This window comes from Ruegeria sp. K11 (genome assembly GCF_056531905.1).
Genome location: NZ_JBQFMP010000004.1, coordinates 252,028 through 272,104, shown reverse-complemented (window position 1 = coordinate 272,104; position 20,077 = coordinate 252,028). Strand labels below are relative to the sequence as shown.

At 60.5% G+C, this 20,077-nt stretch carries 18 protein-coding genes; 6 read left to right on the top strand and 12 right to left on the bottom strand.

Annotated features, from left to right (window positions below; translation table 11 throughout):
* Positions 1-2 precede the first annotated feature (2 nt).
* The 3 genes from ACR0K4_RS08460 to ACR0K4_RS08450 are packed head-to-tail and all read left to right on the top strand — an operon-like array spanning position 3 to position 3,519.
* Complete coding sequence (locus ACR0K4_RS08460) at positions 3-1,544, top strand: trimethylamine methyltransferase family protein (protein ID WP_480853688.1); 1,542 nt, start codon at positions 3-5, stop codon at positions 1,542-1,544.
* The gene (locus tag ACR0K4_RS08455; protein ID WP_480853595.1) at positions 1,545-2,228 is read left to right on the top strand and encodes a TetR/AcrR family transcriptional regulator; all 684 of its coding nucleotides are present in this window, start codon (positions 1,545-1,547) and stop codon (positions 2,226-2,228) included.
* On the top strand, positions 2,215-3,519 hold the full coding sequence (locus ACR0K4_RS08450) for an NAD(P)/FAD-dependent oxidoreductase (protein WP_480853594.1): 1,305 nt from the start codon (positions 2,215-2,217) through the stop codon (positions 3,517-3,519). Before ACR0K4_RS08455 ends, ACR0K4_RS08450 begins: the two co-directional genes overlap by 14 nt.
* Here the strand turns inward: ACR0K4_RS08450 and ACR0K4_RS08445 are convergent.
* The gene (locus ACR0K4_RS08445; RefSeq protein ID WP_480853593.1) at positions 3,516-6,899 is read right to left on the bottom strand and encodes an indolepyruvate ferredoxin oxidoreductase family protein; all 3,384 of its coding nucleotides are present in this window, start codon (positions 6,897-6,899) and stop codon (positions 3,516-3,518) included. The genes ACR0K4_RS08450 and ACR0K4_RS08445 overlap by 4 nt on opposite strands.
* A gap of 143 nt (positions 6,900-7,042) precedes the next feature.
* Here ACR0K4_RS08445 and ACR0K4_RS08440 point away from each other — a divergent pair, with 143 nt between their 5' ends.
* The gene (locus tag ACR0K4_RS08440; RefSeq protein ID WP_480853686.1) at positions 7,043-7,501 is read left to right on the top strand and encodes an Lrp/AsnC family transcriptional regulator; all 459 of its coding nucleotides are present in this window, start codon (positions 7,043-7,045) and stop codon (positions 7,499-7,501) included.
* A gap of 3 nt (positions 7,502-7,504) precedes the next feature.
* Here ACR0K4_RS08440 and ACR0K4_RS08435 read toward each other — a convergent pair whose 3' ends face one another.
* On the bottom strand, positions 7,505-7,894 hold the full coding sequence (locus ACR0K4_RS08435) for a DUF3307 domain-containing protein (RefSeq protein WP_480517504.1): 390 nt from the start codon (positions 7,892-7,894) through the stop codon (positions 7,505-7,507).
* A 166-nt stretch (positions 7,895-8,060) separates the two neighbouring features.
* On the opposite strand from ACR0K4_RS08435, the gene ACR0K4_RS08430 reads away from it, so the two are divergent.
* Entirely contained in the window at positions 8,061-11,102 is a 3,042-nt protein-coding gene (locus ACR0K4_RS08430; RefSeq protein ID WP_480853592.1) for a cyclic nucleotide-binding domain-containing protein, read from the top strand.
* Here ACR0K4_RS08430 and ACR0K4_RS08425 read toward each other — a convergent pair.
* The 9 genes from ACR0K4_RS08425 to ACR0K4_RS08385 all read right to left on the bottom strand — a co-directional run bounded on the left by ACR0K4_RS08425 (position 11,099) and on the right by ACR0K4_RS08385 (position 19,277).
* Positions 11,099-11,386 (bottom strand): ArsR/SmtB family transcription factor, encoded by a 288-nt coding sequence (locus ACR0K4_RS08425; RefSeq protein WP_480853685.1) that lies wholly within the window; start codon positions 11,384-11,386, stop codon positions 11,099-11,101. The two genes, ACR0K4_RS08430 and ACR0K4_RS08425, sit on opposite strands and share 4 nt — an antisense overlap.
* Before the next feature lie 112 nt (positions 11,387-11,498).
* Positions 11,499-12,731: a mandelate racemase/muconate lactonizing enzyme family protein gene (locus tag ACR0K4_RS08420; RefSeq protein WP_480853591.1), complete on the bottom strand. Its 1,233-nt coding sequence runs from the start codon at positions 12,729-12,731 to the stop codon at positions 11,499-11,501.
* Positions 12,732-12,755: 24 nt separating this feature from the next.
* On the bottom strand, positions 12,756-13,850 hold the full coding sequence (locus tag ACR0K4_RS08415; RefSeq protein WP_480853590.1) for a Zn-dependent alcohol dehydrogenase: 1,095 nt from the start codon (positions 13,848-13,850) through the stop codon (positions 12,756-12,758).
* A gap of 81 nt (positions 13,851-13,931) precedes the next feature.
* Positions 13,932-15,131 (bottom strand): TCR/Tet family MFS transporter, encoded by a 1,200-nt coding sequence (locus ACR0K4_RS08410; RefSeq protein ID WP_480517512.1) that lies wholly within the window; start codon positions 15,129-15,131, stop codon positions 13,932-13,934.
* A gap of 76 nt (positions 15,132-15,207) precedes the next feature.
* Entirely contained in the window at positions 15,208-15,921 is a 714-nt protein-coding gene (locus ACR0K4_RS08405; RefSeq protein WP_480853589.1) for an alpha/beta fold hydrolase, read from the bottom strand.
* A gap of 12 nt (positions 15,922-15,933) precedes the next feature.
* Positions 15,934-16,722, bottom strand: a complete 789-nt coding sequence (gene pcaD / locus ACR0K4_RS08400; protein WP_480853588.1) for a 3-oxoadipate enol-lactonase — start codon at positions 16,720-16,722, stop codon at positions 15,934-15,936.
* A gap of 70 nt (positions 16,723-16,792) precedes the next feature.
* On the bottom strand, positions 16,793-17,767 hold the full coding sequence (locus ACR0K4_RS08395; protein ID WP_480853587.1) for a threonine ammonia-lyase: 975 nt from the start codon (positions 17,765-17,767) through the stop codon (positions 16,793-16,795).
* Positions 17,764-18,591 carry an alpha/beta fold hydrolase gene (locus tag ACR0K4_RS08390; RefSeq protein WP_480853585.1) on the bottom strand — a complete coding sequence of 276 codons (828 nt, stop codon included), beginning with the start codon at positions 18,589-18,591 and terminating at the stop codon, positions 17,764-17,766. The genes ACR0K4_RS08395 and ACR0K4_RS08390 overlap by 4 nt, the downstream gene beginning before the upstream one ends.
* Positions 18,591-19,277 carry a haloacid dehalogenase type II gene (locus tag ACR0K4_RS08385; RefSeq protein ID WP_480517522.1) on the bottom strand — a complete coding sequence of 229 codons (687 nt, stop codon included), beginning with the start codon at positions 19,275-19,277 and terminating at the stop codon, positions 18,591-18,593. The genes ACR0K4_RS08390 and ACR0K4_RS08385 overlap by 1 nt, the downstream gene beginning before the upstream one ends.
* 124 nt (positions 19,278-19,401) lie before the next feature.
* On the opposite strand from ACR0K4_RS08385, the gene ACR0K4_RS08380 reads away from it, so the two are divergent.
* The gene (locus tag ACR0K4_RS08380; RefSeq protein ID WP_480517524.1) at positions 19,402-19,830 is read left to right on the top strand and encodes an FKBP-type peptidyl-prolyl cis-trans isomerase; all 429 of its coding nucleotides are present in this window, start codon (positions 19,402-19,404) and stop codon (positions 19,828-19,830) included.
* 9 nt (positions 19,831-19,839) lie between these two features.
* Here the strand turns inward: ACR0K4_RS08380 and ACR0K4_RS08375 are convergent, their stop codons facing one another.
* Entirely contained in the window at positions 19,840-20,031 is a 192-nt protein-coding gene (locus ACR0K4_RS08375) for a hypothetical protein (protein ID WP_480517526.1), read from the bottom strand.
* Positions 20,032-20,077: the final 46 nt, after the last annotated feature.

The window sequence follows — 20,077 nt, the reverse complement described above, 5'->3', positions numbered from 1 at the left end:
TGATGGAAGCTGAGGGTGGACGACGCCGACGGCGCGGGCGCGGGGCAGAAGCCGTCCTCCAGCCCAGTCGCGATGTGAATTACCGCCAGTTGCGGAACCCGTTTCCGCAGATGGAGGTGTTCCCGGCAGACCAGATCGCCGACATGCACGAAACCGCCCTGCGGATGCTGCAAGAGCTGGGCATCAAGGTCTTGCTGCCCGAGGCGCGCGCGATTTTCGCCAAGGCCGGGGCAAAGGTCGATGAAGACAGTCAGATGGTCTTTCTGGGTCGAGACATCGTCGAAGCATCTGTGGCGTCGGCCCCGAGATCGATCAACTGTCGCGCAGGTGATCGGAAACGTGATTTTACGCTGGAACTCGGCAGTCTGGTGTTTCAACCCGGGGCAGGCGCGCCCAATGCGACCGATCTGGAACGCGGGCGGCGACCCGCGACAGGGCAGGATTATCTGGAGTTCCTGAAACTGACCCACCATTTCGATGTGTTCCAGATGATATCGCCTCAGGTCGAGCCGCAGGACGTGCCGACCAACCTGCGCCACTATTTCACCACGCAGGCACAGATGGAGTTGACGGACAAGTTCCCGTTCTTCTTTTCGCGCGGGACGCCGCAGGTGACAGATTGCTTTGAGATGCTGTCCATCGCGCGGGGGCTTAGTGATGAGGGTTTCCGTGCCAACCCGCATAGCTACACGATCATCAACACCAACAGCCCGCGCACGCTGGATATCCCGATGGCGCAGGGGTTGATCGATTTCGCCCGCTATGGGCAGATGTCGATCATCACGCCGTTTACGCTAATGGGGGCAATGGCCCCAATCACGGTGGCAGGTGCGATCACATTGTCCCATGCCGAGGCGTTGGCTGCGTTGACACTGACGCAATTGACCAACCCCGGCGCGCCCGTGTGCTATGGGACCTTCACCAGCAACGTGGACATGAAGTCTGGCGCACCCGCCTTTGGGACGCCGTCGCATTTTCAGGCGTCTCTGGCGGCGGGCCAACTGGCCCGGCATCTTGGATTGCCATGGCGCTCGGCAGCGGGATCGGCGTCCAACATCAACGATGTGCAGGCCGCCAACGAAAACCAGTTCGGCCTGTGGGGCTGTCTGATGGCCGGGGCGACGGTGATCATCCACTCGGCGGGTTGGCTCGAAGGCGGTCTGACAGTGTCGTTCGAGAAGATGATCTGTGACGCCGAAGTGCTGAACATGGTGGCAGAGCTTTGCGCCGGTGCGCAGGCGGGGACGTCCGAGATCGGATTCGACACCGCGCTGGTCGAGGTTGACCCCAGCGGGCATTTCTTTGCCACCAGCCAGACGATGGAGCGCTACAACACCGAATTCTATGAACCCCACGTCCATGACTATGCCAATTTCGGCACCTGGACCGAGCGTGGTTCGGTGGATGCCAATCATCGCGCAACGGGCGTCTGGAAGGATATCCTTGCCAATTTCGAACCACCCGAACAAAGCGACGGGATCGGTGCTATGCAGGGCTTCATCGCCCGACGCACGGAAGAGGGCGGCGCGCCGCCGGAGAGTTGAATGAACACCAAACCAATTTTGCACCGCGATGACCCCAAGGCCGAACCTCTGGTCGGTAACGTCAAAGTCACGCGCGACGACTGGCTGAACGTGGCGATGGATGTGCTGATCTCGGACGGGGTCGAGCAGGTCAAGGTGATGAACCTCGCCGAACGCATGGCGGTGTCGCGGTCGTCCTTCTACTGGTATTTCAAGTCCCGTCAGGAATTGCTGGATGCTTTACTGGCAAAATGGCAGGCAACCAATACCGCCGCGTTGATCGCCCAATCCGAGCTACAAGCCGAAACCATCACCGCCGCCGTCTGCAACGTTCAGCGATGCGTGGTGAACACGGCCCTGTTCGATACCGCGTTGGATTTCGCGGTGCGCGACTGGGCACGCAGGTCCGGCAAGGTGCGCCGGATGCTGGACCAGTCGGATGCGCGGCGTCTGGCGGCTTTGCGCGCGATGTTCATCCGTTTCGACTATGACGAGACCGAGGCCGAAACGCGCGCGCGGGTGCTGTACTACATGCAGATCGGCTATGATCTTGCGCAGCTGAATGAGCCTATGGCGGTGCGCCTGTCGATGGTGCCGCACTATCTTTACGTCTTTACCGGGGTCGAACCGCGCCCCGAGGAAATCACTGAATTCAGCGCCTATGCAAAACGGTTCTGGGAGGGGACAGATCATGAGCCAACCTGACGCAATCATCATCGGCACCGGTGTGATCGGCGCGGCCATCGCGTTCGAAATGTCGAAAGTCGGGTGGAAAACCCTGTCGCTGGACCGGAACACCCAGGTCGGACATGGCTCGACCGCCGGGTCCTGCGCCATCATTCGGATGCACTATTCCACGCTGGATGGCACCGCCTTCGCGTGGGAGGGCTATCACTATTGGCGCAACTGGTCTGAATATCTGGGCCTGCCTGACGAGGCCGATCTGGCGCAGTTTCGGGAAACCGGGTGTCTGGTGATGAAGACCGAGGCCAACGGGTTTCTGGACAAACACAAGGCCTACAGTGCCAAGCTGGGTTGTCCGTTCGAAGACTGGTCGCCGGACCAGATCACCAACCAGCTGCCGATCTATGCGCTGGACAGTTTTGCCCCGGCCAAACGCATGGATGACCCCGAGTTCGGTCAGCCCAACGGAGGCCGGATGCAGGGCGCGGTGTTCTGGCCCAAGGCGGGCTATGTGACCGACCCGGCCCTGTCGGCGCAAAACCTGATGGACGCGGCGAAGCTGCATGGGGCGCAGGTACGGACCGGTGCCGAAGTGACCGAGATCCTGACTGAAGGGGGCCGGGTATCCGGCGTGCGGCTGGCCTCGGGCGAGGAGATCCATTGCAAAGCCGTCGTGAACGTCGCGGGGCCGGGTTCGGCCATCATCAACCGGATGGCGGGCGTGTTGGACGACATGACGATCCAGACCCGCCCCTTGCGGCAAGAGGTGGTGCATGTGCCCGCGCCCGAGGGGTTCGATTTTGAAAATCAGGGAACCATCGTGTCGGACAGCGATATCGCGCTTTACTGCCGCCCCGAGCATGGCAATCACATCCTGATCGGGTCCGAGGATCCGGAATGCGATCCCCATCAATGGTGCGACAACGACAAGAGCTATAATCGCGACTTTACCGATCAGTGGACCACGCAAGCGATGCGCTATGCGCAGCGGGTGCCGTCGCTTGGGATTCCGTCGAAAACGCGCGGGGTGGTTGATCTGTACGATGCCTCGACCGACTGGATTCCGATCTACGACAAATCCAGCCTGCCGGGGTTTTACATGGCCTGCGGGACCAGCGGGAACCAGTATAAGAACGCTCCGATTGCGGGCAAGATGATGGCTGCTCTGATCGACTATGTCGAAGGCGGGGCCGATCACGACACGCAGCCATTGCAGTTCGAACTGCCCTATATCGGGCGCAGCATCGACGTGGGGTTTTATTCGCGCAAACGCCCGATCAATACCGACAGCAGCTTTTCGGTTCTGGGCTAACCCGCCTGTTTGCGCGCCGCCGCAAAACTGTCTGCGCGCACCGGGCCATAACCTCTGATCTCATCGGCGGTTGCCAGCTTTTCTAGCCACTCGCCTTCGGGATCGGACAGGAACTGATCAAGCAGCGCGTCGTACCATGCCAGAATATCGCGATGCAGGCGGGCCTCGGAATGGTAGCCGAACGGGTTCCACGCCTTGCCGCGCAGGCCTTTCGCACGGGCCAAGGCGGACAGGACAGGGCGCATCCACGGCCCGAACGTGTGTTTGACCGGCCGTCCGCGCGCGTCCTTGCGCCAGCTGAGCATCGGCGGCGCAAAGTGGTATCTAGTTGTGAAATCGCCCTCGAATTGCTGCGCCAGTTCGTCGGTGAAATCAGGGGAGGTTTGCAGCCGGGCCACCTCGAACTCGTCCTTGTAGGCCATGAAGCGGAACAGGTTGCGCGCGACCGAGGCGAGCAGTGGATCGGACGCCCCCGGATGGGCATCGCGAACCGCCCTGATCCGCTGCGCGTAGCGTTCTGCATAGGTCGCGTCCTGATAGTCGGTCAGAAAGGCGACCCGTCGCGTGATCATCTGATCCAGTGTTTCCTCAGGCTCGGGCGGTTGCACCAGCCCATCGATCCGGTTGGGATCAGCGGCCAGACATCGGCCAAGGGCAAAGGCCAGCCGGTTCTTGTCGATGGCCACACCGTTCAGCAGGATGGCCTGCGCCAGCGCAGTATGAGAGACGGGCACCAGGCCCTTTTGCCAGCCATATCCCAGCAGGATGACATTGGCAAAAACCGCATCCCCCAACGTCGCCTCGGCGATTGCGTTTGCGTCGAGGCCCGACAGGTTTTTCGCGCCAACCACATCGGCAATGGCCTGTTCGCGCGCATCGACCCGCAGGTGCGCGTCGCGGCGCAGCACCAGATCGCCGGTGGGCATTTCGGCCCGGTTCAGCACAACCTGAGTGCCGTGCGCATAGTGGACCGAGGCCTTGGGGGCCGAACTGACCACCACATCACATCCGATCACCGCATCCGCAGCGCCTTGATCAATGCGCACCTGATTGAGCGCATCGGGTGCCGTGCCGAGACGGATATAGCTGAGAACAGTGCCGAATTTCTGTGCAAAGCCGGTGAAATCCAGAACAGATGACCCTTTGCCTTCCAGATGTGCGGCCATGGTGATCAGTGCGCCCACCGTGACAACCCCGGTGCCGCCCACACCCGTGACCAGCAGGTCATATGGCGTATCCAGTGCAGGCAGGTCCGGGTCTGGCAGACCCTCCTCAAGGGCGGCAAGGTCCAGATCGACAGTTTTCTTGCGGCGGCTTGCGCCTTCAACCGTGACAAAGCTGGGGCAGAACCCGTTCAGGCAGGAAAAATCCTTGTTGCACGAACTCAGGTTGATCTTGCGCTTCCGGCCCAGAGGGGTCTCGCGCGGCTCGACACTCAGGCAGTTCGAAGCGACCGAGCAATCGCCGCAGCCCTCACAGACCTGATCGTTGATCCAGACGAATTTTTGCGGGTCCTCCAGCGTGCCGCGCTTGCGGCGGCGGCGCTTTTCGGTGGCGCAGGTCTGTTCATAGATCAGAACGGTGACACCGGGGATATCGCGCAACTCGCGCTGCAGCGTATCCATCTCGGCGCGGTCGTGAAAGGTGGTGCGGGCGGGGAAATCCGCGCGGCGGAACTTGGTGATATCGTCCGAGACCAGCGCGATCCGGTCCACGCCTTCGGCACGGCAGGTCTGGGCAATGCCCGCGACGCTGACCGGTCCGTCCACCGGCTGTCCTCCGGTCATCGCCACTGCATCGTTGTAGAGAATCTTGTAGGTGATATTCGTCCCCGCCGCGACGGCCTGCCGGATCGCGAGGCTGCCGGAATGGTACCACGTCCCCTCGCCAAGGTTCTGGAAGATATGCTTGCCGCCGTTGAATTGCGAGGCCACTACCTGTGGCACACCCTCGCCGCCCATCTGCGCATAGCCCACGGTCTCGCGATCCATCCACGAGGCCATAACATGACAGCCGATGCCACTGGCCGCAGTCGAGCCTTCAGGCACTTTGGTCGAGGTGTTGTGCGGGCAGCCCGAGCAGAAATAGGGCGTGCGCACAGCTCCCGGCACGTTGATCACCGGCGCGGGCGTTTCGGTCAAAGCCTGCGCTTTGGCGGGCAGGTTCTCTTCGGGAAAGAACGTGTCCAGACGCGCGGCCACGATGGGGGCCAGCATCAGTGGGCTCAGCTCTCCGGTCCAGGGGATCAGCGGCTCGCCATGGCTGTCATATTTTCCGACCATCTTCTGCGGCTTGTCGCCGGGCCAATCGTAGAAATATTCCTTGAACTGGCTTTCGATGATGCCGCGCTTTTCCTCGACCACCAGCACCTCGGCCTTGCCTTTCACGAACCGCAGCGCGTTGCGGCGGGCCAGAGGCCAGACCATGCCGACCTTGTAGATGTCGACGCCCAGACGGCGGCAGGCGGCCTCGTCCAGACCCAGCAGGCACAGCGCTTCCATCAGGTCGAGATGCCCTTTGCCGGTGGTGACAAAGCCGAACTTGGCATTGTCGATATCATAGACGCGCCGGTCGATGGGGTTGGCCTCGGCAAAGGCCCGCACGGCGCGCAGCTTGTGCTGAATGCGGGTCTCGATCTCGGGTGAGGGCAGGTCGGCGGTACGCACATGCAGCCCGCGTTCGGGCAGGTCGATTTCGGGCAGCGTGAACCTGCGATCCGGGCGCAGATCGACCGAGCGGGCGCTTTCCACGGTTTCGCTGATCGCCTTGAACCCGACCCAGGTGCCCGAGAACCGCGACAGGGCAAAGCCGTATTCGCCGAATTCCAGATATTCCGCAACCGAAGCCGGATTCAGGGTCGGCATGAACCACGCCATGAAGGCCACATCTGACTGATGCGGCATCGACGAGCTTACGCAGCCGTGGTCGTCGCCCGCAACCACCAACACGCCGCCCTTGGGCGCGGACCCATAGGCATTGCCATGTTTCAGCGCATCGCCCGAGCGGTCTACGCCCGGACCTTTGCCATACCACATTGAGAAAATGCCCTCGACCTCGCAATGCGGGTCCAGCGTCGCCTGTTGCGCGCCCAGAACCGCCGTCGCGCCGAGGTCCTCGTTCACGGCTGGCATGAATGTGATACGGTCGGTTTTCAGCCGTTCTTTGGCGCGCCAAAGTTCAAGGTCCAGTCCGCCCAGCGGTGAGCCGCGATAGCCCGAGACAAACCCCGCCGTGTTCAAACCAGCGTCACGATCCCGCCGGGCTTGATCCATCATGATCCGGGCAAGTGCCTGCGTGCCGGTCAGAAAGACCCGGCCTTGGGTCAGATCGTAACGGTCGGAGAGTTGGTATATGCGGAGGGTCGGGTCTTGGCTGCTCATGGCGCGGGTCCGTCAGGCTGTTAGCTGATCGGAACACTAGTCCAAGATTGCCGAAATTTGGTGCCGAATATCCTGTAAGATAGCTATAATTCCGAAAAAATAAATCGACTATTGCGGCCAAGATGATCTATTTAACCAAAACTATGCAAATGGATGACAAAGACCGCCGAATCCTCATTTCCCTGCAAAGTGACAGCAGGATGTCAAATGCCGAGCTTGCGGATGCGGTGGGCATGTCCACCTCGGCCCTGTGGCGGCGGGTGCGCGCGTTTGAAGAGGCGGGCCTGATCGAACGTTACGGGGCGGTGGTTAATGCCTCGGCGCTGGGCCTGACTTTCGAAGCGATTGTTCATGTGCATCTGACCCGGCATGATCCCGAAAAGATCGTCGATTTCATTCGTGCCGTGGAAATCAGCCCCGAAGTGCAGGAGTGTTACGCAACCACCGGTCAGGCCGACTATCACCTGCGTGTCCTGTGCCGGGATCTGGCTGCCTACAATGTGTTTCTCGAAGACTTCCTGTTTCGCTTGCCAGCCGTTGCCAGTGCCCAGACCAATGTGGTCTTGCGCACCATAAAGCACAACAAGCCGATCACGCCCTGACAATCAGGTCGCGAACTGCACCCAGGCCCAGGCCATCGCGATGTAGGTCAGGTTGTGCATGCACTGATCTAGCCCTGCGGCGCGCCAGAATGCCGCCTGATTGGGTTGCAGCTGTTTTTTGTCGGAATAGCTGGCTTTGAAAAAGTCGATATGGAAATGCACGATCCATTCGAGGGCGGCGATAATCAGGATAAACGCGGGTGGGGCCTGAAACAGGGCAAAAATGATGACCGAGCCCACAACATGTACGGCTGCATGTTGCGCGCGTCCAAAATGGAAATAGTTGCCACGCCCCGACAGCATTTTGGGCGTCTGCAAGTAATAGTCGGCAAACATGTGTTTGATCTGCAGCAAGCAGAGCAACAGCAACACAGCGCCAAAAGTGGCAGGCAAATTAACCCTCCCGATATCGTCCCGCGTTGCAGACTAAGCGGTAATTCAACTCTGCGCAAATGAACTAGTTCACATAAGGGGAATTTGTCGGGATTTTTATTCATTTGCGTCCCCTGATACGATTGCGGTAAATTCAGGACGTTGCATTCAGACTGAAATCAATGATTTGAATGGCAAACCAACGGCAGGGGCGGGTTTCATAGAACGCACGATTTTTCGGTTTATCTGGAAACACTCCAAACGCGATCAGCTGATCCTGCTGGCCGTGACCTCAACCCTGTTCCCGTTGCTGTACCTGACGCTGGAACTGCCCAAGCGGATTATCAACGACGCTATCGGTGCGACCTCGCAAATTGTCGAGGTCTGGGGATACAGCCTGCAGCAGACGACCTTTCTGGTGATCCTGTGCCTGGCCTTCCTGCTCGCCGTTCTGGCGCATGGGCTGATGAAGATGCGGATCAACACGATGAAGGGCGTGTTGAGCGAACGGATGCTGCGCCGGTTCCGCTATCAGCTGATCAGTCGTGCCCTGCGTTTCCCTCAGCCGTATTTTGAGCGTGTCAGTCAGGGCGAACTGGTGTCGATGATCACCGCAGAGAGCGAGCCGATGGGCGGCTTGATGGGGGATGCGATCAGTCAGCCGGTGCTGCAGGCGGGGCAGATGATCACCATCCTGTCGTTTCTGTTTCTGCAAAGCGTCTGGTTCGGTCTGGCCGCCGTCGCGCTGATCCCGTTGCAAGCCTGGCTGATCCCGCGGCTGCAACGCCAGATCAACCTGTTGAACAAGCGCCGCATTCAGGAAGTACGGGTTCTGGCGGCGCAGATCGGCGAGAACGCCGCCGGTGCCGCAACCTTGCGGGCCAATGGCGGCTGGCGGTATCGGCGGGCGATGATCTCGGATCAGCTGGGGCGGTTGTTCGGCATTCGCTTTGAGATCTACCAGAAGAAGTTCTTCATGAAGTTCATCAACAACTTCATCTCGCAGCTGACGCCGTTCATGTTTTATCTCGTGGGCGGGATTCTGGTGTTGCAGGGTTCGGTCTCGCTGGGGGCGCTGGTGGCGGCGCTGGCCGCGTACAAGGATCTGAGCTCGCCGTGGAAAGAGCTGTTGGCCTATTACAACCAGACCCAGGATATGTCGCTGCGCTGGGACGTGGTCATCGAACGCTTTGATCCGGCGGGCATGCAGGACGAGGGCTTGTTTGAAGGCGAGCCGCAGGAAACGCCGCGACTGAACGGGGACATCGCATTGAACCATGTGTCAGTGCGGGACATGGATGGCAACCAGGTTCTCGACGACCTTGATCTGGTGTTCCCCGGCGGCAAGACCATTGGTATCGCGGCGCCCAGCGAAGAGGACCGCCGGGCCATATCCAATTTGTTGACGCGGGAAATCCTGCCCAGCTCGGGACGGCTGGATGTGGGCGGCAAGGATATCACGTCGCTGTATCAAAGCGTCATCGCGGCCAAGATCGGCTATGCCTCGTCGCGACCGGTGATGTTTCAGGGCACGCTGGGCGAGAATGTTATGATGCCAATACGGTTCAAGCCGCTGTCCGAGGTGACGGATGATCCGGGTTTTGGCGAAACCTTGCGCGCGGGCAATAGTGCCGATCCGTTCACGGTGGATTGGCTGGATCCATCGCGTGCAGGTGTCAGGGACGCGCAGGCGTTACGGGACTGGTGGCTGCAACTGATTGACGGGATGGGTTCCGGAGTTGCGCTGTTCAACCGTGGGGCCGAGCAGATTTTTGATCCGGTCAGACACGCGACGCTGGCGACGATGCTGGTCGACCTGCGCCCTCAGGTTCAGAAAGCCGTGCGTGAGGCCGGGTTTGAAGAGCAGGCGCTGATCTTTGATCGCGACGCCTATAATGCCGCTTTGCCCGTGGCAGAGAACCTTTTGTTCGCCACGCCCAAAGTTCCGGTCACGCAGGAATTGCTGGCCCGCCAAACTGTGTTTTTGGGACAGTTGCGTGATCTGGGTCTGGATGAGGTCTTGGTTGGTTTGACCCGCGACGTGATCGAGATGCTGCGTCAGATCTTTGGTCTGGACGGCACCGATCATCCCCTGTTCCGAAAGCTGGGCCTTGAAGCGCATACCTATGAGGCCGCAATCGAGCTTCTGGAGCGTACGCGAAACGAAGGGGTGGCAGGGCTGGACGACGAACAACTGGCCACGTTGCTGGCGGTTCCGGTTGTGATCTCGGCCGAACAGATCGGCCCGGCCTTCACGAATGAACTGAAAAGCCGCATTCTGGAGTTGCGCCACAGCCATTCGCACAAACTGCTTGAGACATTGCACGACGTCTTTGTCCCGCTGGATGCCGAGAAATTTGCACCCGGTCTGACGGTGATGGAAAACGCATTGTTCGGCAAGGTCAGTCAGATGGGCGGAGCGCGGTCGGACGAGGCGCGCAAACTGATTGTCGATGTCCTGGCAGAAAGCGGCGCGCGCCCATCGGTTGTGGAGTTGATCTACGATATTCCCGTGGCGCTGGGCGGGCAGAACCTGCCAGCGGTCTTTGCCGAGCCGCTTTCGTTCACGCGCGCCACAATCAAAAAGCCCGATATCCTGATCCTCGACAGCGCGTTGGCCAGCTATGACATGGAAACGCAGGTCTCGGTTTACAAAAACCTGCGCGCGTTGTTGCCCGAAACCACCGTGATCTATCTGCATGATCAATTTGAAAATCCCGACGTGTTCGACATGTATGTTGAAATACGGCAGGGCCGGGTCGTGTCGGACGAAGGACCGACCGAGGTCGAGGAAGACAGTGCCGCATCGGCCGATCTGGCACGCAAGCTGCGGGCGCTGGAACAGACGCCTCTGTTTTCGGGACTGGACCGCAGGCAGTTGCGCCTTTTGGCTTTTGGTGCGCGCTGGTTCAACGCCAAACCGGGTGAGATCGTGTTTTTGAAGGATGACCAACCCACGGATGGAGCCTATGTGGTTCTGAAAGGCGAAGCGGGCCTGTACCTGCCACAGTCAGACAACCCGGATCAGTTGATCGCCACGGTTGGCCCGGGTGCTCTGGTCGGTGAACTGGGGTTGATCCGGAAAGAGCCGCGCGCGCTCAGCATGATCGCCGAATCCGATCTGTCCTGTCTGCGCATCGGTGAAGAAGAGTTTCTGGCTGTCGTCGAAAACGATGCGGCCACTGCGTTCAAACTGCTGCAGGTTATCGCCGGATACGTTTCAAACTAGTCGGCGGGTTTGCAGAACAGCTTATAAAGAAGTTCGATCACCTGAGCCGTGTTGCCGTCGTGCAAGGAATAATACACGGTTTTCCCGTTGCGCCGGGTCGATACCAGATTTTCGGCGCGCAACCGCGCAAGCATCTGACTAACGGCGGCCTGCCGCATCTGCAACAGGTCCTCAAGCTCTCCCACCGATTTTTCACCCGCGCCCAGATGACACAGGATCATCAACCGGCCTTCATGGGCCAGCGTTTTCAGGAAAGCGGCTGCCTTTTCGGCGCTTTCCTTCATGTCGGCAGGGCCATCCGCCTGCGCCGGGGGGAGGTCGATGTCTTTCAGGGTCACGATCGATCCGTTTCGAAACTTGAAGTCGTAACAATATGCCCCAATTTTGTTTGGTTTGTCACCCCTCGGTGGCCGGTGCGCCGCCTTGAAAGGCGTTGCCATTGGCATAGTCACATGGGGCTTCCTGCATCTGTAAATGCAGACCACCGCCTGTATAGGGATGCGCCCGTGCCAATGCTTCGTCCACGTCGATGCCCAGACCGGGGGTTGTGGGAGGGTGCACAAACCCGTCTTTCACCTTCAGGCTGCCTTTGATCAGCTGATCGTGAAACGGTGTCTCAATCGTTTCGAGCAGCAACAGATTCGGGATCGAGGCTGCCAGCTGGACATTGGCGGCCCATTCAATGGGGCCGGCATACAGATGCGGTGCCATTTGGGCGTTGAACACCTCGGCTATGGCGGCGACCTTCTTCATTTCCCAGATGCCCCCGGCACGCCCCAGCGCCGGCTGCAGAATCTCGGCTGCACCGGCGCGCAGAACGGCGCCGAACTCGGCCTTGGTCGTCATCCGCTCTCCGGTGGCGACGGGAATGCGCACATTGCGGGCGACGCGGGCCATGTCTTCGATCATGTCCGGAGGAGTGGGTTCCTCGAACCAGAGCGGAGAGTATGGCTCCAAGGCCTGACCCAGCCGGATGGCTCCGGCGGTGTTGAACTGGCCATGAGTGCCAAACAGCAGATCGGCCTTTTCGCCCACAGCCTCGCGGATGGCTTTGCAGAACGCCACAGACAGCGAGATGTCGGACATCGCGGGCATATGACCGCCCCGGATCGTATAAGGCCCTGCCGGGTCGAACTTGACCGCCGTATAGCCCCGCCTGACCATTTCCGCCGCGCATTCGGCTGCCTGATCCGGGGCGGTCCAGAAATCGGTCAAATTGTGCTGGGGAAGCGGGTAAAGGTAAGTATAGGCGCGAATGCGATCATTCATCAGCCCACCCAATAAAGCATAGACCGGCCGGTCCCGGTCCTTTCCCAGAATGTCCCAGCAGGCGATCTCCAGCCCGGAGAACGCGCCCATAACGGTCAGGTCCGGGCGCTGGGTGAATCCGCTGGAATAAGCGCGGCGAAACATCAGCTCGATATTCTCGGGGGTCTCGCCCTGCATATGCCGTTCGAACACATCGCGGATCACATGGCGCATGGCCTCGGGACCTACGGACGAGGCATAACATTCGCCCCATCCGGTAATGCCGGTATCCGTTGTGACTTTGACCAGTATCCAATAGCGCCCACCCCAGCCGGGCGCAGGCGGCGCGGTGACGATGATATCGAGATCCTGCAGTTTCATCCCAATCCCTCGCGTCAGGTGGCCCTAGTTCTTGTCGAAGACGATGACATTTCGCCGGGCTGATCCGGTTCTGGTATCCGCAATCGCCTCGTTGATCTGCGACAGGGTCCAGCGCCCCGAGATCAGCTCGTCCAGTTTCAGACGCCCCTGATCATACAGGTCGATCATCCAGGGAATGTCGCGCTGAATGACGACATCGCCCATTTTCGAACCGATCAGCCCCTGACCCAGCGCCGCCAGAACGACCGGCTCATAGCTGGACATGTCACCGGAATGCGGCATCCCGATCATGATGGCCTTGCCGCCGCGCCCCAGATAGCGCGGCGCCTGATCATAGGCCGGGATCGCGCCGACAGTGATCAGAACGGCATCGGCTCCACGCCCGCCCAGCGCTTTGTAAGCGGCTTTCCAGGGCGTGCCCGCATCGGCGCGGACGCCGTGGGTTGCGCCGAATTCCCTGGCGATCTCAAGCTTGTCGTCGGTCATGTCGACCGCCACAATACGCCGGGCCCCGGCAATCCGCGCGCCTTGAATTGCGTTCAGGCCAACCCCTCCGGCACCGATGACAACCACATCCTGACCAGCGCGCAGGCCCGCAGCATTCACCGCCGCGCCGACGCCAGTAATGACCCCGCAGGACAACAGGCTGGCCACATCCTTTGGCATGGCGTCCGGGATTTTTACGATCTGCCGGTGATCAACCACCACCTTTTCTGCAAATGCACCGCAAGCCATCGCCTGATCCAGAGGTCCGCCATCGCCTGTCCGAAGAGGGCCTTTGACCGTGTCATAAGGTGTTTCGCAAATGGTCGGTTTTCCACCCGCGCAAGATGGGCAGGAGCCGCAGGCGCGGATCAGCGTGACCACCACCGACTCGCCAACCTGAAACGCGCCTGCCCCATCACCCACGGCGGTGATGACCCCTGCGGCCTCGTGGCCGTAGACTGCGGGCAGGAACCCGCCCCAGGCGCCGCTGGCGAAGGAAATATCGGAATGACAGATCGCCACCGCGTCCAGCGAAACCTCGACCTCGCCCATCCCGGGCGGTGCAATCAAGATGTCCTCGATCACCAAAGGTGCGCCAAACTCCCGGCACACGGCCGCTTTGATGGATTGCATGTCTTTCCCCGTTCCTTTTTGACCACGGTGACGGCTTGGGCGCATGCATTCAAGGCAAAATCCGCCAGAATAAGGTCGCTCTCAGACCAGAGCGGCGCGCGGTCGCACAAAAAGCACGAACCCGCCCGCCATCAGGGCCAAAGCCAGCAGGAAAGGCGCACCGGGCAGATAGACAGGGGCGTTCTGCCCGACAAAATAGGCAAAGACGCTGGTCATGATCAGAGGGGACAGGATCATCGAAAGCGCATGCAGCGCGGTCAGTACGCCTTGCAACTCGCCCTGTTGTGAATCGGGTGTGGCCCTGGACATCAACGCTTGCAACGCGGGTGAAACCACCGCCCCGAATGCGGTGATCGGGATCAGCATCAGGGCGATGAACCCGTTGGTCAGAAACGCCAGCAAAACGAAGCTGACGATCTCGAACACCATGCCCCAGATGATCGTGACCCTTTCACCCAGATACCGCGTCGCCGGGCGGATCAGGCCGCCTTGCACAGCCGCCATCCCAATCCCGTATACGGCCAGTGACAGGCCGATCATCTGCGGCGACCAGCCGAACCGTTCCAGGGTGAAATAGGACCAGATGGCCGGGTAGACATAAATCGAGATGGAATAGAGGAAATAAACCCACAACAACGGTCGAATGCCCGGCAGGGCAGCGATGGCCTTAAGCGAGCCGGCCGGGTTGGCCCTCTGCCAGTTGAACGCCCGGCGGGTCTTGTCCGTGACGGTTTCCGGCATCACCCACAGCCCGACTAGAAAACTGAAGCCGGACAGCCCTGCCGCTGCCCAGAACGGCGCGCGGGTCCCAAATTCGCTGAGCAGGCCGCCCAGAAGTGGCCCCAGAACAAAGCCAAGCCCGAAGGCCGCGCCCAGCAATCCGAAATTGGCGGCCTTGTCCTCGGGTCTGGATACATCCGCCATGAAGGCCGAGGCTGTCGAATGGGTGGCGGCGGTGATCCCGCCGACAATGCGCCCGGCCAGCAACAGCCAGATGCTGCCCGCTACGGCCATCACCACATAGTCCAGCGCCATTACAAAAAGCGAGACCAGCACCACGGTCCGGCGGCCATAGGCGTCCGACAGATTGCCCAGAACCGGCCCGAACAGGAATTGCATTGCGGCAAACGCGGTGCTGAGTACACCGCCCCAAATGGCGGCATTGGCCAGGGAACCGCCCTGAACCTCGACAATCAATTGCGGCATGATGGGCAGGACCAAGCCGATGCCCATCGCGTCGATCATCACGATGCCGAGTACGAACAGAAAGGGCAGGCGCATGAAACCTCGGGTCCAAAATCCCCGGCGACACTAGCTTTGCCCCGGCCTTGAGGAAAGAGGTGACGTCGGTGTCGGGTCAGAATGCGTCTGCAATGCGCTCCAGCATCCGGGCAAGGGTTCGCGGGTGCGAGAAGAACGGAGAATGCGAGCTGTCGATGGTCAGGCGCAGCTCCGGCGCGGCGTGACGGCTCATCTCGGCCTGATATTCCGTTGGGATGGTGCGGTCGTCGAGGGTGCGGATATAGGCTTTTGGCACACGTTCAAAGCATGGCCCGGTCGGCAGCGGCGTGTCCTGCGGGGCGATGGCCTGCGGACTTAACCGGGCAAGCGCATAGGCCAGAATATCCGCATCGCAATCGTGATAGAACAGCCCCTGAATCCGGTCTGGCAGGACGAAATAGGACAGGCCGTCAGCGGATTTCTCGACCGCATCGCCGATCAGCTGCCGGGGGGCGCGTTTGCGCATTTGGATCATCGACAGACCATCCTGCGGAACATAGGCACACAGATAGACCAGCCCTTTGATCGCATCCGGCGCGGCCTCGGCTGCGGCGCTGATCGGATAGCCGCCCCAGGAATGCCCCACAACGATGGTGTTGGCGTCACATGCACACAGGATTTTGTCCCGACACAGATCCAGTGTGACATCCGCGATCGGCGTCGGGTCCGAGCCGTGGCTGGGCAGATCAATGGCGCGCGCGGAATGCCCCAGCGCCGTCAGTTCGGGGATCAGGTCGCGCCAGCACCACGCGCCGTGACACGATCCGTGAACCAAAAGGAAATCTGCCATCATGCGTCTCCTTTAGATATGCCCGATGTCGGCCAGAAACCCCGACAGCAACCCAGCGTACTCTTTCGGGTGCTCAACACAAGGCAAGTGTCCGGCGCGTCGCATCAGGGCAAAGCGTGAGCCAGCGATCAGATCGACGGTTTCGCGCACAAGATCGGGCGGGGTTGAACCATCTTCGCTGCCGGCAATTCCCAGCGTAGGCAGCCGCAACCCGCTGGTCGGCGTATAGAAATCGGTGCCGGAAATAGCGGCGCAGCACCCCAGATACCCCTGGGTCGGTTGCCGGGCCATCATGTTGCGCCACAGCTGCAGTTCTGGCGTGTCTCGGAAGGACTTTGAGAACCACCGCTCCATGGTCGCATCGGCCAGCGCCTCGATCCCGCCGTGTTCGATGGCGGCCATGCGGTCTTGCCACATTGCCGGGGTGCCGATCTTGGCCGCCGTGTTTGACAACACCAAAGCGCGAATCTGGTCCATCCGTTTCACGGCCAGCCCCTGCGCGATCATGCCGCCAATGGACAACCCGACAAACACGCAATCTCGGACTTCAAGATAATCAAGGAGACGTTCGGCATCGCGCACCAAAGCCCCCATGGAATACCGCCCAGCCGGTTCCGAGGACAACCCGTGACCGCGCTTGTCATATCTTATGATGCGTAGCCCGTCGGGCAGATGCGGCAGCACCTGATCCCACAGGCGCAGATCGGTTCCAAGCGAGTTGGCAAAGACCAAAGGCACCCCAGCCGGGTCGCCATCGATCCGGTAGTGCAGCTTTACGTCACCAAGGTCGGCGATATGCATGGCATTCGGCCTCTGAATTCGAGCGTCTGGACTCTGTTCGCGCGTAAAATGCCCTTATTCCCGCTGAATGTCAGGTTAAGAACTCTGTTGATCTGGTAAAAATTTCCGGATCAACGTTTCCGCCCGAGGCAAGGACGATGACGGCGTCCCCGTCGATCTGATCTTTGCGAAACAAGGCTGAGGCCAGCGACACGGCTCCGCCGGGTTCCAGCACGATTTTCAGCCGCAAAAAGGCAAGGGCCATGGCGTGCATCGCCTCTTGCTCGGACACGGAAAACCCCGGCCCGCACAACCGCTGCAGGATCGGAAAGGTGATCTGCCCCGGCTGGGGGGTCAGGATGGCGTCGCAGATGTTGCCGGACGTCTCGGCATTGCTTTGAATGCGGCCCGACAACAAGGACCGTTTGACGTCATCGAACCCTTCGGGCTCGCACGGGCGGGCACGCAGCCCGGGTGCGTGCTTTTCAAGCGCCAGTGCGACGCCCGAGATCAGACCGCCACCACCGCAACAAACCAGAACGTCGCCTTCGGTCACGCCCAGTTCGCGCGCCTGCGCGGCGATCTCGAGCCCTGCTGTGCCCTGTCCGGCGATGACTTGCGGTTCGTCATAGGGCCGGATCAAAGTCAGACCGCGCTGCTGGGCCAGCGCCTCACCGATCTCTTCCCGGCTTTCATTGGCGCGATCATACAAAATGACCTCACCCCCCAGTGCGCGCGTGTTGTCGATCTTTAGCTGCGGCGCATCCGACGGCATGACGATCACCGACGAAATGCCGTGCCGCGTGGCGGCATGGGCGACACCCTGCGCGTGATTGCCCGAGGAATAGGCGATGACCCCGCGTTGGCGGGTCTCCTCATCCAGCGCCGAGATTGCCGACCACGCGCCGCGAAACTTGAAACTGCCGGTGTGCTGCAGACATTCGGGTTTCACCAGAACGCGCCGCCCGGCGATGTCATCCAGAAACGGAGAGGTCAGGATCGGCGTTTGCCGCACATGCCCCTGCAGCCGCTGCGCTGCGGCTTCGATCATGTCGATATTGCTCATACGGGCCTCATCGTTTTGCGAAGCACTTCCAGCGCCTCGGGTTCGTCCAGAAAGGGAACGTGACCGCGATCCGGAACCTCGGCCGAGATCAGCCCGGGATTTCGGCTCTGTATGTCCGCCAGTGTCGCAGCGCTGAGCAGATCAGAATTCGCGCCCCGGATCACGCCAGTGGGCACGGCGCGTAACGCGTCGAACAACGGCCATAAATCGGGCGATTCTCCCGTTTTGGCCTGCTCGATCAGCGCGGTGCGCAAGGCCGGGTCATAACGCAATGTCAGGCCATTGCTGGTTTCGGCATATTGAAACGTAGCCATCTGACGCCAGCGATCCAGTGGCACGCCGGGAAAGGCGGGCTCCATCATGTGTTTCAGGGCCTGTGCTGCCTCGTCATAGGTTCTGGCGTTGGGCTGCTTGCCCACATAGGTCATGATCCGGTTGATGGCTGACGGTTCGATCACCGGCCCGACATCGTTCAGGACCACACTGGCCAGCCGGTCTGCATACCCTGCAGCCAGCACCATTGCGATCAGGCCGCCGCGCGAAGTGCCTAGTATGTTGACCTTTTCCAGACCGAGATGGTTCAGCAGTTCCACCACATCCTGCGCTTCGCGGATGACATTGTAGTTTGCGTAATCCGGATCATGGTCCGACTGGCCACGCCCCCGGTAGTCCATGGATATCATGCGCAAGTCCCGCACATGCGGTGCAAGATACGAAAAGTCGCGTGTATTGCGCGTCAACCCGGCCAGACATAACAACGGTGCGCCCGTGCCGCTGTCTTCGAAGTAAATCTGCTTTCCATCCGAGGTGGTGAAAAACGCCATCAAAGACCTGCGAGTTTTGGGATCGTCGTCAGGTCGGACAAGACCTGCGCGGGTTTCCACGGCAACCGGTCCATCGGCTCGCCCGCACGATTGACCCAGGCGGTGACGAACCCGTACCCGCTGGCTCCTGCAGCGTCCCATCCGTTGGAGCTAACGAACAGCACCTCGTCGCGGGCGCAGCCGAACCGGCCTTGCACCAGATCATAGACGCGGGCATGCGGTTTGAAGACACCCACGCTTTCGACGGACAGCACATCGTCAAGCACATCGCCAATCCCGGCCGACTGTACCGCGCCGTCCAACATCGGTGGAGAGCCATTCGACAGAATCGCGGTTTGCATCCCCCCATCCTTGAGCGCCTTCAGCATCGCGGGAACTTCTGGATAGGCCTGCAGTTCCCAATACAAATCCAACAGCCGCTGCCGCAGCTTCGCGTCGCCTTGCAGCCCAGCCGCCTCCAGGGCCCAATCCAGTCCGTCCTGCGTGACATCCCAGAAATCTGCATGGGCGTCTGCCACGGCGCGCAGCCAAGTATATTGGAGCTGTTTCAGGCGCCAGTGGTTGGCCAGTTCGGGCCATTTGTCCTGCAACGCCTCAAAGCCGGGTTCTGCCGCAGCCTGCCGCGCGGCGGCGGCGACGTCAAACAAGGTGCCGTAGGCATCGAAAACGCATGTGGTGATGGGCATTGGGTCCTCCGCTAATCGGGCGCAGACTTGCACAACATCCCGCAGGGGGAAAGGGGCCAGGGTTTACAATGTCGTGCAGAACTTTAGGGTGCGCACTTCATGCCCTAACGGCCCGGAGGCCACAATGACCGCAATCAAACAAGGCGACACGGTTCGCATCCACTACACCGGCACGCTGCTGGATGGCAAAGTCTTTGACAGCTCGGACGGTCGCGATCCGTTGGAATTTGCGGTGGGCTCGGGCCAGATCATTCCCGGTCTGGATGCGGCGCTGCCGGGTATGGAAATCGGTGAGAAGAAACGGGTCGAGGTTCCGTGCGCAGAAGCCTATGGCCCGATCAATCCCGGTGCACGGCAAAGCATTCCGCGCGAAGGTATCCCCGATGACATTCCGCTGGAGCCGGGCACGCAGTTGCAGATGCAAACCCCCGACGGGCAAGCTCTGCCAGTGACCGTTGTCGAAGTTGACGAAGCCACCGTGACATTGGACGCCAATCACCCGCTTGCAGGTCAGGACCTGATTTTCGATATCGAGATCGTGTCGATCAACTGAGGACCCGGATCAAATCCCCGGCAGTTGCCCGAGCCAGGGTTCAACTGCCGCACGGATTTGCGGCTGGGTCAGGAACGCAAACGCAATCAACATGATTGTCAGGGTCAAAAGCAGCACACGCGCGCGGCTGCTTTTCATACCGGATCGCGGTTTCGGGGCAGAATGCCCGGTGCTTGCGAGGATGTGTTCAAACTTGCTCATAATGCAATCCCTGCAACCCAAAGATGGTCAAATCTGGGCGGTCACA

Excerpts from the sequence above, each read along its gene's own strand:
- ACR0K4_RS08460 (WP_480853688.1), top strand. The coding sequence starts at position 3 with ATGGAAGCTGAGGGTGGACGACGCCGACGGCGCGGGCGCGGGGCAGAA.
- ACR0K4_RS08455 (WP_480853595.1), top strand. The coding sequence starts at position 1,545 with ATGAACACCAAACCAATTTTGCACCGCGATGACCCCAAGGCCGAACCT.
- ACR0K4_RS08450 (WP_480853594.1), top strand. The coding sequence starts at position 2,215 with ATGAGCCAACCTGACGCAATCATCATCGGCACCGGTGTGATCGGCGCG.
- ACR0K4_RS08445 (WP_480853593.1), bottom strand. The coding sequence starts at position 6,899 with ATGAGCAGCCAAGACCCGACCCTCCGCATATACCAACTCTCCGACCGT.
- ACR0K4_RS08440 (WP_480853686.1), top strand. The coding sequence starts at position 7,043 with ATGCAAATGGATGACAAAGACCGCCGAATCCTCATTTCCCTGCAAAGT.
- ACR0K4_RS08425 (WP_480853685.1), bottom strand. The coding sequence starts at position 11,386 with ATGAAGGAAAGCGCCGAAAAGGCAGCCGCTTTCCTGAAAACGCTGGCC.
- ACR0K4_RS08420 (WP_480853591.1), bottom strand. The coding sequence starts at position 12,731 with ATGAAACTGCAGGATCTCGATATCATCGTCACCGCGCCGCCTGCGCCC.
- ACR0K4_RS08415 (WP_480853590.1), bottom strand. The coding sequence starts at position 13,850 with ATGCAATCCATCAAAGCGGCCGTGTGCCGGGAGTTTGGCGCACCTTTG.
- ACR0K4_RS08410 (WP_480517512.1), bottom strand. The coding sequence starts at position 15,131 with ATGCGCCTGCCCTTTCTGTTCGTACTCGGCATCGTGATGATCGACGCG.
- ACR0K4_RS08405 (WP_480853589.1), bottom strand. The coding sequence starts at position 15,921 with ATGGCAGATTTCCTTTTGGTTCACGGATCGTGTCACGGCGCGTGGTGC.
- pcaD (WP_480853588.1), bottom strand. The coding sequence starts at position 16,722 with ATGCATATCGCCGACCTTGGTGACGTAAAGCTGCACTACCGGATCGAT.
- ACR0K4_RS08395 (WP_480853587.1), bottom strand. The coding sequence starts at position 17,767 with ATGAGCAATATCGACATGATCGAAGCCGCAGCGCAGCGGCTGCAGGGG.
- ACR0K4_RS08390 (WP_480853585.1), bottom strand. The coding sequence starts at position 18,591 with ATGGCGTTTTTCACCACCTCGGATGGAAAGCAGATTTACTTCGAAGAC.
- ACR0K4_RS08385 (WP_480517522.1), bottom strand. The coding sequence starts at position 19,277 with ATGCCCATCACCACATGCGTTTTCGATGCCTACGGCACCTTGTTTGAC.
- ACR0K4_RS08380 (WP_480517524.1), top strand. The coding sequence starts at position 19,402 with ATGACCGCAATCAAACAAGGCGACACGGTTCGCATCCACTACACCGGC.
- ACR0K4_RS08375 (WP_480517526.1), bottom strand. The coding sequence starts at position 20,031 with ATGAGCAAGTTTGAACACATCCTCGCAAGCACCGGGCATTCTGCCCCG.